Here is an 11,497-nt window from a genome sequence, read left to right on the forward strand (position 1 = left end):
CTCCGCTTGATCAGCCGCCCGGATGGGTGATCCCGAACAGGGCCGCCAGATGCACGGCCAGCAGGAAGCTGATCGCGCCGAACAGCAGCATCAGAAAACGCCAGGGCGCCATGCGCACCCCCTTCAGCAGGTCCGGCGGACGCTGGCCGCGCCAGCCCGCGAACACGGTCACCGCCAGACAGACGGCCAGAAGGATCAGGGTGAGGGACAGGGACACCCGGCCCAACTGGCGTCCGCTGCCCCGACAGGCAAGTCCGAGGCTCGAATTCCTTGCCCGGGCGTTAATCTTTACGGGCGGTTAACCATGATTAAGCCACACACGGCCTGGGGACCGATGATTTCCACAGGAAGATCGGCCGCCCCCAACATCTTGGGGTTAACGTAAGATTTACACCCCGGATATGGGCGACTAGCGTGGCCTCTCGTAGGTCGGGGAGCGAATCGGTGAGCGCAGCTGCGCCTTGGAGCGTCAAGGGTATCGACCCCAAGGCACGCGAAGTCGCAAAGGACCTCGCGCGGCGCTCCGGCATGACGCTTGGCGAGTGGCTCAACACCATGATCATGGACGATGAGGACGAGGGCGTCGTGCCCCTGTCGCGTCGTCCCCACGCCGCGGATTCCTTTGAACGTCGCAACCGCTCGCGCCGCCTCGACGACGCCTATGACCGCGAGCCGTCCTATGGCCGCGAGGCGAGCTACGGCGGCGGTTCCGACGAAACCCTGCAGCGGCTGGCCGCCTCGGTCGACGCCATCGCCGCCCGCCTCGAAGCTGCCGAGCGCCGCTCGACCGTGGCCATCCAGGGCGTGGATCAGGCCGTCGCCGGACTGGTCCAGCGTCTGGACGGCGCCGACAAGGACACACGCAGCTACGGCCGCCGCATCGACGACATCTCCGAAGAGCTGAAGGAAGGCCATCGCCGCCTGCGCCGCTTCGAGCAGGAGGTCGGCCCCGACACCAAGGCGAGCTTCGGCAAGGTCGAGACCGGCATCGGCGCCATCGCCTCGCGCCTCTACGACATCGAGGAGCGTCAGCGCACCAGCCTGAACGAGCTGCGCCAGCGCATGGACGCGGCCGAAAAGACCGTCACGGCCCTGCCGAATGGTCAGGGCGCGGGAACCGAGGCCATGGCCCTGGTCAGCGCCCGTCTGGACAGCGCCCAGGCCCGCACCACCGAGGCCCTGCGCGGGCTCGAGCGCTCCTTCGCCGGCCTCGACCAGCGTCTGCGCGCCGCCGAGGGGCGGGTCGAGCCCGAGGGCTCGCGCGAGGCCGCCCGCTTCGAGAAACTGGCCGAAACCCTCGCCCGCCAAGTCGACGCCAACCGCGCCGAAATGATGCAGCGGCTGGACACGGCCGAACGCGAAGGCCGGATGGATCGCATCGAGCGCGCCATGGCCGCCATCGGCGAGCAGGCCCGCGCCGCAGAGCAGCGCTCGGCCCAGGGCATCGACGCCATGGGCCGCGAGGTTCTGCGCATCGCCCAGAACCTCAACGGCCGGATGCAGACGGCGGACGCCCGCGCCGTGGCCCTGGACGCCGCCATCCAGCGCGTCGAGTCGGGCGTGTCCGACAAGATCGCCCGCGCCGGCCAGGCCATCGCCGCGGATCTGAACACCAGCCTCGGCGACAAGCTGGATCGCGACATGGGCCGCTACGCCCAGGCCGTCGAGCACCGGCTGAACCGCACCGACGACCAGCATGCCCTGGCGCTGGAAAAGCTGGGCGGCGAGATCACCCGCATCTCTGACCGTCTGGCCGACCGCATCGCCCAGTCCGAGCGCAAGTCGGCCCAGGCCCTGGAAGACATCGGCCGCCGCCTGGCCGACAGCTCGGCCCGGATCGAACAGACTTACGACCGCGCCTCGGGCGAGCTGGCCGAACGGATGCGCCTGTCCGAGGAGCGCACGGCCCGTCTGCTGGACGAGGCCCGCGAGCGGATCGAGACCCGCGTCGACCGCACCGATCGCCCCGCATCCGCGCTCGGCCGGACCTTCGACATCCCCGAGCAGGTCGAGGCGGCCCGTGCGCCCGAGCCGACCCCCGAACCCGTTCTCAGCCGCGCCTCCGACCTGAGCCAGCCCGACTGGCGCGCCGCCGCCTTCCCCGACGAAGACTTCGGCGCGGCGCCCGACGACATCTGGTCGACCGATCCCCTGATCTCCGAGGCTTTGGCCTCCGGCGAACGCGCGCCCGCCCCCTTCCCCGGCCGCTTCGGCGAGCCCGAGCCGGTCGCCGAGACCGTCTTCGATCCGGCCCGCGCGGTCGCCGAGATCCTGGCCTCGCCGCGCCTGGCCCAACCCACCGCGCCCGAGCCGGCGATCGAGCCGGAACTGTCGACCCCGGTCTTCGCCCAACCCGCCCATGCGCCCGCCGCGCCCGTCTCCGTGCCCGAGCCCTTCGCCGCCCCGGCCTTTGCGGAACAGGCCTACCCCGAGCAGACCTTCGGCGGCTTCGGCGGCGCCGATGTCGAGGACGCGCTGGAGGCGACCGCGGCCGTCGCACCGGACGCCTTCCCTGACGAGGCTCCGGCGACCCATTCCGCTTTCGGCGCCCCGGCCTTCGAGCCCGAGCCCGCCTTCGCACCGCAGGCCCCCGCCGCCCCGACGGGCTTCGGAGCCTCGCCGAACTTCGACGCCGGCCCGGACGAGTTCTCGGCCGAGACCGAGTTCGTCGACCCCCGCGCGATGCGCGCCGGACTGGCCGCCGGCGCCGCGGGCGCCCGTTCCGCCTCGACCCGCAACGCCATCGACGCCGCCCGCGCGGCCATGACCGTGGCCCCCGAGGCCGCCGAGGAGCCCCGTTCGGGCTTCGGCCTGAAGCGCGGCGGCAAGTCGCGCCTGCAGGAGCGGCTGGACAAGCAGGCGAAGAGCGGCTCGACCATCCGCAAGGGCCTGCTGGCCTCGGTGACCGGCATGGCGCTCGTCGGCGCCCTCTACACGACCAACCGTCTGGCCGGCGGTCAGGGCTTCGAGCTGCCGGGCATGGACGGGGTGCGTCAGGCTTTGGGTCTGGCTCCGGTCGCCGCCGCCGAGGAAGAGGCCGCCCCCCTGGCCGCCGTCGCCCTGACCTCGGGCGATGCGACACCGATCGATGCGGCCCCCCTGCCCTCAGGCGAGGCCCAGGCCCTTTACGACAAGGCTGTCGAGGAGCTGGACGGCGGCAAGGCGGAAGGCCTCGCCACCCTGACCCGGGCGGCCAACATGGGCCTGCCCGCCGCCCAGATGAAGCTGGTCGGCATCTACGAAAACGGCGAGAACGGCGTCGCCGCCAACCGGACCGAGGCCCGGCTCTGGGCTCGCCGCGCGGCCAACGGCGGCGATCCCCTCGGGATGCGGGCCTACAGCCTTTATCTTTTCGACGGGATCGGCGGCGCCGAGAACCGTCCCGAGGCCCTCGACTGGTTCGTCAAGGCCGCCGACCGCGGCGATGTCGCCAGCCAGTTCAACGCGGCCAGGATCTACGAAAACGGCACCCAGGGTGTCGCCGTCAATCCGACCGAGGCCTACAAATGGTACCTGATCGCGGCGCGCGGCGGCGACCAGGAGTCCCGTGCCGCCGCGGATCGCCTGGGGCCGACGCTGTCGGCGACCGCGCGCGCATCGGCCCGCAGCGCCGCCCTGGCCTTCCAGAACGGTTCGACCGGCTGACGACGGCCTCGTCCGCTCGCCGGCCTGTCTTGCCCCAATGAGGCGCAGCGGGTGGTGAAGCCGCCGCCCGGGCGCTAGACCCTTCTCCAGTGCCTTCCGGCGCTTTCATTGTCCGTCAGCCGAAGGCGCGTCCTTTGGATATCTATTTGCCGATCGCCGAGGTTTCGGTGAACTGGCCGATCCTGGTGCTGCTGGGGACGGCGGTCGGAGTCGTGTCCGGCCTGTTCGGCGTGGGCGGCGGCTTCCTGATGGCGCCGATCCTGATCTTCCTCGGCATTCCCCCGACCGTGGCGGTGGCCAGCCAGGCCAGCCACGTTGTGGCCTCCTCGACCTCGGGCGTGATCCGCTACTCGGGCCAGAAGGCGGTTGACTTCAAGCTGGGCGGCATCATGGCCGCAGGCGGGGCGATCGGGGCCCTCGCGGGGGTCGAACTGTTCCGCTACCTGCGCCTGCTGGGACAGGCCGACCTCGTCGTCGCCCTGTCCTATCTGATGTTCCTGGGCGCCATCGGCACCCTGATGCTGAACGAGAGCCTGACCGAGATCATCCGCCGGCGACGCGGCGAGACAGCCCCGCACAAGGACCGGCGTCGCCCCCTGTTCCTGTACGGCCTGCCGTTCCGCATGCGTTTCCCCAAGTCGGGCCTCTACATCAGCGCCATTCCGCCGCTGGCGCTCGGCATCTTCGCGGGGATCCTGTCGGCGATCATGGGGGTGGGCGGCGGCTTCGTGCTGGTGCCGGCCATGCTCTATGTGCTGCGCATGAGGGCCGGGGCGGTGGTCGGGACCAGCCTGTTCCAGATCATCATCACCACGGCCATCACAACCATCCTCCAGGCCGGGCGCAACCAGACGGTGGACATCGTCCTGTCGACCATCCTGCTGCTCGGCGGCGTCGTCGGGGCCCAGTTGGGGGCGCGTTTCGCCAGCCGCTTCCGCGCCGACACCCTGCGCGCCCTGCTCGGGCTGATCGTGCTGGGCGTCGGGGTCTATATGGGGTTGGAGCTGTTCGTGCAGCCGCATGACATCTTCATGCTGGCTCCCGGGATCGCCGACAAATGATCAGCGCGCCCCCGCCCCCGCCTCCTCCAGCCCTCTCGGCGCCTCTGGTCCCCGATGCGCCTGTGGTTCCGCCGTCGGAACAGTCGGCCGCGACCGAGGGCGGGCTGCGCGTCGCCGCCGCCCTGACCGACGCCCGCATCCGGGTCGATTCCAGCTTCCGCGGGGCCTCCATCGTGCTCTACGGCGCGGTCTTCAATCCCTCGAACACCCCGACCGACGTGGTGGTGGTCATGCGCGGTCCGGAGACCCCGATCCGACTGGTGAAAAAGACGCGCAACATGGGCGTCTGGTTGAACAGCCGGCCGGTGCTGTTCGAGGGCGCGCCCGGCTTCTACATGACCGCATCGACCCGGCCGCTGAGCGACATCGCCGACTTCGGCCAGCTGCGCCGGCTGGGCGTCGGCGTCGACCACCTGAGGATCGGGGCGCCGGACGAGCAGCATACGGTCACCCGCTACGGGGTGCGCGACGTGGTCGTGTCTCGCCTCGGCGACGACTATCTCGACTGGCGCCGCGCCGTGATCCGGCTGAAGGAACAGGCGGCTCTCTACGACACCGATCCGGAGGGTGTCCGCTTCGTCGACAAGGGTCTGTTCCGCGCCGAGGTCAATCTGCCGGCGACGGCCCCGACGGGCGAGTACCACGCCGACGTCTGGCTGTTTCAGGACGGGGCGCCGCAGTCGGTGTCCAACCTGACCCTGACCGTCGAGAAGGTCGGGTTCGAGCGCGACGTCTATGAGTTCGCCCACCGCAGCCCATGGCTGTACGGCGTGCTGTCGGTCCTGCTGGCGGCGGCGACCGGATACGGCGCCTCGAGGCTGTTCCGCCGGAACTAGCCGTCAGTTCGCCTTCGCCAGTCGCACCAGCTTGCCGTCGGTCTCGTCGGTGATGGCCCAGACGGCGCCGTCGGGGCCGACCGCCACGTCGCGGATGCGCTCGCCCAGATCGGTCAGCAGACGCTCCTCGCCGACGACGCGATCGTTCTGCAGCACCAGCCGGACGATGTGCTTCTCCTTCAGGCCCGCGACCAGCAGATTGCCGCGCCAGCCCGGGAACATGGCGCCCTCATAGAAGGTCGCGCCGCCGGGCGCGATGACCGGGTCCCAGTAGTAGACCGGCTGCTCCAGCCCCTCGCGGGCGGTGACGCCGCCGTTGATCGGGCCGCCCGCATATTCGACGCCATAGGCGACGATCGGCCAGCCGTAGTTGACCCCGGCGCGGTCGTGGTTGACCTCGTCGCCGCCGCGGGTGCCGTGCTCGATGGTCCAGACCTGACCGTCGGGGGTAATGGCCACGCCCTGGACGTTGCGGTGACCCAGGCTCCAGATCTCGGGCCGGGCCCCGGCGGTGTGGACGAAGGGATTGTCGGCCGGGACCGAGCCGTCGGTGTTGATGCGGATCACCTTGCCCATGTGGGAACCGAGGTCCTGGGCCTGTGGGCGCATCGGGGCGTCGGAGCGCTCGCCCAGCGTCAGGAACAGCTTGCCGTCGGGGGCGAAGGCCAGGGCGCCGCCGAAATGCTTGTTGCCCTCATAGGTCGGCAGGGCGCGGAAGATTACCTGGACGTTCTCCACCTTCGTCCCGTCATCGGACAGGCGGCCGCGGGCGACCGAGGTGGCGTTGCCGCCCTCACGAGGTTCGGCATAGGCCCAGTAGATCAGCCGGTCGCTCGCGAAGGTCGGGCCGACGGCGACGTCGAGCAGACCGCCCTGACCCACGGCCGCGACGGCGGGCAGACCCGCGATAGGTTCGCTCTTCTGACCCTCGGCGGTGATGATGCGCAGCCGGCCCGGCCGTTCGGTCACCAGCCAGCGGCCGTCGGGCAGGAGGGCGAGGCCCCAGGGGTGCTCCAGCCCCGCCGCGACCACGGTGTGGGCCAGCGTCGCCTGGGTAGTCACGCCCGGGGCCCGGGTCTGGCCGGCGAAGGCCGGCGTCTGGCCCTGACCGTTGGCGGGCCGGGTCTCGACCTGGGCGCCCGCCGCCGCCCCCGACGCGCCATCGTTCTCGCCCCGCGCCCCGCAGGCCGCGGCGAGGACCATCAGGGAGGCGCTGGAGGCGAGGACGAGGGTGCGCATCGGGAAACTCTTTCAGGCGAGGGAATCAGAACTGCAGGCGGGAAAACGGAGGCCGGACTTGACCGTTCCAGCCCGGCCCGGGCCTGTCGCTGCGACCGATCGTCCGCTTGCAATTCGCAGACCGGGAACAGGCTTTTTGCGAAGCGACTTGAACCGCCGCCCTGCCGTCTATATAGGCACGCCTCTTCCCGCGCGCGGCCGTCAGGCTCCGCCGGGCGACCGATAGCGTGGCTGGGTAGCTCAGCTGGTTAGAGCGGTGGATTCATAACCCACAGGTCGGCGGTTCGAGCCCGCCTCCAGCCACCATCGGTCCCCCTTCGCGAAAGCCGATCGCAACCCGCGTTCGTCGCCTGCGTTTCTCCAGCCAAGGTTCACCTCAGCCGGAGATTTTCCATGTCTGTTCGTATTCCCACCGCCCTGATCGCCGTCGTCGCTGTCGCCCTGGGCGCCGCCGCCTGCACGAGGACGGAAACCACCGAGGCCAAGCAGGACGCCGCCGTCGTCGGCGACCAGACCAAGGACGCCGCCGCCCAGGCCGGCGAAGTGGTCGAGAGCGGCGCCATGAAGGCCGCCCAGGCTGTCGAGAAGGGCGCCGGCAAGGTCGCCGACCATCTGGAAGCCAATCAGGCCGAGGCCGCCGCCGAGGGCAAGCCCGGCGCCGTCAACCCGTCGACCGACCAGCGCGTTCCGGCTCCAGCGGAGCACTGAGTCCGATCTCTTACGGCTGGTCTCTGCCTTGCCAAAGATCAGCCGTGGGCGCCTCAGGCCTCGCTGACGCGAAAGACGCCTAGGCGTCTCCACGGATGTTGAGACGGTCGCCGTCCTTGATCACCAGGGCCAGGGGACCGTGAGTTCGGATGTGCGTCAGCGCCATTCGCCGGCATCGTCTGTCCGAATTGATCTGCCGTTCGACCCAGCGTCGCCACTCGGGTTTCGACAGAGCGAGGCGTTCGGCTTCGAAAAGGTCGACATCATACGTCTGACGAAGCGTCTTGATGAGCGTGACCCACCGGTCCCGATCTTCCGTTTTCAACGGGTTTTCCACCAAACGCTCGCTCGTCTACCCCTCCGCCAGCACCGCGTCGATCAGGGCGCGGGCTTCGGGGCTGTTCCAGTCGGCCTCGCCGGCGAAGGTGGCGCGGATGCGGCCTTGACGGTCCAGCAGGATGGTCTGGGGCATCTTGCCCTTGCCGGGGAACTCGAACGGCAGCTGGAATTTCGGGTCGCTGTAGAGCGGCAGGGGTTCGTGGACGCCGATGAAGCTTTTCGCGTCCGCGACCTTGTCGGGTTCGACGTCGACATTGATAGGCAGGACGACGAGGTCCTTGCCCTCATACGTCTTCGCGGCGGCGGCCAGGGTCGGCATCTCGGTGCGGCAGGGCACGCACCACATGGCCCAGAGGTTGACCAGCACCACCTTGCCCCGGAAGGCGGCGAAGCGAACGTCGGCGCCCTCGGCGGTCTTGAACACATAGTCGGGCGCCACCGGAGTGGCGGCGGGCGTCTCGAGCGTCGCCAGCGAGCCGGTCGCGAAGCGGGCCAGCGCGCTTTTCGGCGCCTCGGCGGGTGCAGAACCTTTGGCGACGGCGTCAGGCTTGGCGTATAGGAACGCGCCGCCGCCGATCGCTCCGATCAGCAGCACCCCCGCAATGACCCCGATCGCCGTCTTCGAGCCGCTCATGACCGACGTTTCCACCCCCGAAGAAAAGACCAAAGCGGATCAAAAGCCCGCAGGTCAAGACATGTGGGGCGGCCGCTTCTCGTCGAAGCCCGCCGACATCATGCAGGCGATCAACGTCTCGATCGGCGTGGACCAGCGTTTGTGGGCCCAGGATCTGGCCGGATCGCGCGCCCATTGCCGCATGCTGATCAAACAGGGGATCATCGGCGCGGCCGACGGCGAGGCCATTCTGGGCGGGCTGGAGACGATCGAGGGCGAGATCCGCGACGGCTCCTTCCCGTTCCGCGACAGCTTCGAGGACATCCACATGAATGTGGAGGCGCGGCTGTCGGAACTGATCGGCGAGCCCTCGGGCCGACTGCACACGGCGCGCAGCCGCAATGACCAGGTCGCCACCGACTTCCGCCTGTGGGTCCGCGACGCCTGCGACCGCACCGGCCATCAGCTGGCCGCCCTGCAGAAGGCCCTGCTGGCCCGGGCCGAACAGCATGCGGGCGATCTGATGCCCGGCTTCACCCATCTGCAGACCGCCCAGCCGGTGACCCTGGGCCATCACCTGATGGCCTATGTCGAGATGTTCGGGCGCGACGCCGGACGCTTCGCCGACGCCCGCAAGCGGATGAACGAGAACCCGCTGGGCGCCGCCGCGCTCGCCGGTTCGCCCTTCCCCATCGACCGCCATGCCACGGCGGCCGATCTCGGCTTCGACCGGCCGATGGCCAATTCTCTGGACGCCGTCTCGGATCGCGACTTCGCGCTGGAGAGCTTGGCCGCCGCCTCGATCACCGCGGGCCATCTGTCGCGCCTCGCCGAGGAGATCGTGGTGTGGATGACGCCGATGTTCGGCTTTGCCGCCCTGCCCGACGATCTGACCACCGGTTCGTCGATCATGCCGCAGAAGCGCAATCCGGACGCCGCCGAACTGGTGCGGGCCAAGACCGGGCGCATCCTCGGATCGTTCGTCGCCCTGTCGACCGTGATGAAGGGCCTGCCGCTGGCCTATTCCAAGGACATGCAGGAGGACAAGCCGCCGGTGTTCGAGGCTTTCGACGCCCTCGATCTGGCCCTGACCGCCATGACGGCCATGGTCGCGGCCCTGATTCCGAACACGGAGCGTATGGCGGCGGCGGCCGGCGCCGGCTTCTCCACCGCCACCGATCTGGCCGACTGGCTGGTGCGCGAGCTGAACCTGCCCTTCCGCAAGGCCCACCATGTGACGGGCGCGGCGGTAAAGATGGCCGAGGCGAAGGGCGTGGGCCTGGCGCAACTGTCGCAAGCGGAATTGCAATCGCTTGAAGCCGGGATCACCGAAGCCATTTACAAGGTGCTCTCTCCCGAGGCCTCCTGCGCCAGCCGCCAGAGCTTCGGAGGAACCGCCCCCGAGCAGGTCCGCGCCCGCATCGCCGATTGGAAGTCGCGTCTATGAAAAAGCTGATTGTTCTCGGCGTTCTCGCTGTTCTGGCCGCATCGGCCGCCGCCTGTGGGCGAATGGCCGATCTGGAGGCGCCGAAGCCCCGCGAGACCGAGCGCGCGCCGCGCGACGCCTGGGCGCCGCATCTGCCCGATCCCGCCACGGTCAACCGGCCGTCCAGCCAGGTGCCGATCGACGGCGGCCCCTCCAATCCCCTCGGCGCTCCCGCCGCGGGACGCGATCCCCAGTAGAGACCTCTTGCATCATTTCGACCTCAAGGACGGCGCCCTGCAAGCCGAGGGCGTGTCTCTGGAAGCCCTGGCCGAAACGGTCGGGACGCCCGCCTATGTCTATTCCACCGCCACGCTGACGCGGCACTACGGCGTGCTGCGCGAGGCGGCGGATGCGCACAAGTCGGCGCTGGGTGGTCCAGAGGGGGGCGACGCCCTGATCGCCTATGCGGTCAAGGCCAACTCAAACCTGTCGGTGCTGGCGACCCTGGCCCGGCTGGGCTGCGGCGCGGACACCGTCTCCGAGGGCGAGATCCGCCGGGCGCTCGCCGCGGGCGTGCCGGCGGGCAAGATCATCTTCTCCGGCGTCGGCAAGACCGACGGCGAACTGGCCTTCGCCATCGAGGCGGGTGTGCGCCAGATCAATGTCGAGAGCCCGGCCGAGCTGGACCGGCTCATTCCGATCGCGGCGCGTCTGGGCAAGGTCCCGGAGATCGCCATCCGGGTGAACCCCAAGATCGGCGCCGGCGGCCACGCCAAGATCACCACCGGCGGCGAGGGCGACAAGTTCGGCATCCCGGCGGACGAGGCCATGGACCTCTATGTCCGTGCCGCCGCTTCGCCCCATGTGACGCCCGTGGGTCTGGCCTGCCATATCGGCAGCCAGATCACCGACCTGACCCCGCTCGAAGCCGCCTTCCGCCTGCTGCGGTCGATGGCCGAGGAGCTCCGCGCCAAGGGCCAGACCGTAACCCGGCTCGACCTCGGCGGCGGCCTGGGCGTGCCCTACGTCGGTGGAGCCCCGACCGCGTCCCCGGCCGACTATGTGGCCATGGCGGCCCGGGTGCTGGACGGCCTCGGCGTCGAGGCGGCGTTCGAGCCAGGCCGACTGCTGGCGGCCAATGCGGGCGTCCTGCTGAGCCGGGTGATCCAGATCACCGAACGGGCGGATGGACGCCGGTTCCTGGTGCTCGACGCGGCCATGAACGACCTGATCCGCCCGGCCATGTACGACAGCTTCCATGAGATCAAGGCGGTGCGCCCGCGTGAGGCCGGCGGCGACAACACCCCCACCGCCTATGATGTGGTGGGTCCGATCTGCGAGACCGGCGACACCTTCGCCCGCGGCCGCGACCTGCCGCCGCTGCAGGCGGGCGATCTGGTCGTCTTCACCGGCGCCGGAGCCTACGGCGCGGTGATGTCGAGCGAGTACAACACCCGGCCCCTGGTCCCCGAGGTGCTGGTCGACGGCGACCGTTATGCCGTCATCCGCCCGCGTCCGACCTATGAGGAGATGCTGGCCCGCGAACCGATGGCGGATTGGCTTTAGAAAGGGACCAGGGAAAAGGGATTAGGGACTAGTTTGGTTGGCCGACCTACCCGTCTGAATCTCG

Annotated in this window: 11 protein-coding genes and 1 tRNA gene; 8 read left to right on the top strand and 4 right to left on the bottom strand. The window is 69.8% G+C overall.

From position 1 onward, the window contains the following. Positions 1 to 10: 10 nt before the first annotated feature. A complete protein-coding gene (locus ACW172_RS05140; RefSeq protein ID WP_492034115.1) occupies positions 11 to 217 on the bottom strand; it encodes a hypothetical protein in 207 nt (68 codons plus the stop codon). A 227-nt stretch (positions 218 to 444) separates the two neighbouring features. On the opposite strand from ACW172_RS05140, the gene ACW172_RS05145 reads away from it, so the two are divergent. From ACW172_RS05145 to ACW172_RS05155, 3 genes are all read left to right on the top strand, one after another. Next, the gene (locus ACW172_RS05145) at positions 445 to 3,645 is read left to right on the top strand and encodes an SEL1-like repeat protein (protein WP_492034116.1); all 3,201 of its coding nucleotides are present in this window, start codon (positions 445 to 447) and stop codon (positions 3,643 to 3,645) included. A gap of 134 nt (positions 3,646 to 3,779) precedes the next feature. Continuing rightward, positions 3,780 to 4,706 carry a sulfite exporter TauE/SafE family protein gene (locus tag ACW172_RS05150; RefSeq protein WP_492034117.1) on the top strand — a complete coding sequence of 309 codons (927 nt, stop codon included), beginning with the start codon at positions 3,780 to 3,782 and terminating at the stop codon, positions 4,704 to 4,706. Continuing rightward, positions 4,703 to 5,542: a TIGR02186 family protein gene (locus ACW172_RS05155; protein ID WP_492034118.1), complete on the top strand. Its 840-nt coding sequence runs from the start codon at positions 4,703 to 4,705 to the stop codon at positions 5,540 to 5,542. The genes ACW172_RS05150 and ACW172_RS05155 overlap by 4 nt, the downstream gene beginning before the upstream one ends. A gap of 3 nt (positions 5,543 to 5,545) precedes the next feature. On the opposite strand, the gene ACW172_RS05160 is transcribed toward ACW172_RS05155, so the two are convergent. Next, positions 5,546 to 6,781 carry a PQQ-dependent sugar dehydrogenase gene (locus ACW172_RS05160; RefSeq protein WP_492034119.1) on the bottom strand — a complete coding sequence of 412 codons (1,236 nt, stop codon included), beginning with the start codon at positions 6,779 to 6,781 and terminating at the stop codon, positions 5,546 to 5,548. 229 nt (positions 6,782 to 7,010) lie between these two features. Here ACW172_RS05160 and ACW172_RS05165 point away from each other — a divergent pair. Then, positions 7,011 to 7,087, top strand: a tRNA-Met gene (locus tag ACW172_RS05165). A gap of 87 nt (positions 7,088 to 7,174) precedes the next feature. Continuing rightward, positions 7,175 to 7,489, top strand: coding sequence for a hypothetical protein (locus ACW172_RS05170; RefSeq protein ID WP_492034120.1), 315 nt, complete (start codon positions 7,175 to 7,177; stop codon positions 7,487 to 7,489). 79 nt (positions 7,490 to 7,568) lie between these two features. Here the strand turns inward: ACW172_RS05170 and ACW172_RS05175 are convergent, their stop codons facing one another. After that, on the bottom strand, positions 7,569 to 7,814 hold the full coding sequence (locus ACW172_RS05175) for a hypothetical protein (RefSeq protein WP_492034121.1): 246 nt from the start codon (positions 7,812 to 7,814) through the stop codon (positions 7,569 to 7,571). 27 nt (positions 7,815 to 7,841) lie between these two features. Continuing rightward, positions 7,842 to 8,462, bottom strand: a complete 621-nt coding sequence (locus tag ACW172_RS05180; protein ID WP_492034122.1) for a TlpA family protein disulfide reductase — start codon at positions 8,460 to 8,462, stop codon at positions 7,842 to 7,844. On the opposite strand from ACW172_RS05180, the gene argH reads away from it, so the two are divergent. The 3 genes from argH to lysA are packed head-to-tail and all read left to right on the top strand — an operon-like array spanning position 8,461 to position 11,433. Further along, on the top strand, positions 8,461 to 9,888 hold the full coding sequence (gene argH, locus ACW172_RS05185) for an argininosuccinate lyase (protein ID WP_492034123.1): 1,428 nt from the start codon (positions 8,461 to 8,463) through the stop codon (positions 9,886 to 9,888). The genes ACW172_RS05180 and argH overlap by 2 nt on opposite strands. Then, on the top strand, positions 9,885 to 10,124 hold the full coding sequence (locus tag ACW172_RS05190; RefSeq protein WP_492034124.1) for a hypothetical protein: 240 nt from the start codon (positions 9,885 to 9,887) through the stop codon (positions 10,122 to 10,124). Before argH ends, ACW172_RS05190 begins: the two co-directional genes overlap by 4 nt. Positions 10,125 to 10,131: 7 nt before the next feature. Next, a complete protein-coding gene (lysA, locus tag ACW172_RS05195; protein ID WP_492034125.1) occupies positions 10,132 to 11,433 on the top strand; it encodes a diaminopimelate decarboxylase in 1,302 nt (433 codons plus the stop codon). The last annotated feature ends 64 nt before the right edge of the window (positions 11,434 to 11,497 follow it).

The organism is Brevundimonas sp. ALps5, assembly GCF_058681645.1.

Excerpts from the sequence above, each read along its gene's own strand:
- ACW172_RS05190 (WP_492034124.1), top strand. The coding sequence starts at position 9,885 with ATGAAAAAGCTGATTGTTCTCGGCGTTCTCGCTGTTCTGGCCGCATCG.
- ACW172_RS05170 (WP_492034120.1), top strand. The coding sequence starts at position 7,175 with ATGTCTGTTCGTATTCCCACCGCCCTGATCGCCGTCGTCGCTGTCGCC.
- ACW172_RS05155 (WP_492034118.1), top strand. The coding sequence starts at position 4,703 with ATGATCAGCGCGCCCCCGCCCCCGCCTCCTCCAGCCCTCTCGGCGCCT.
- ACW172_RS05160 (WP_492034119.1), bottom strand. The coding sequence starts at position 6,781 with ATGCGCACCCTCGTCCTCGCCTCCAGCGCCTCCCTGATGGTCCTCGCC.
- ACW172_RS05180 (WP_492034122.1), bottom strand. The coding sequence starts at position 8,462 with ATGAGCGGCTCGAAGACGGCGATCGGGGTCATTGCGGGGGTGCTGCTG.
- argH (WP_492034123.1), top strand. The coding sequence starts at position 8,461 with ATGACCGACGTTTCCACCCCCGAAGAAAAGACCAAAGCGGATCAAAAG.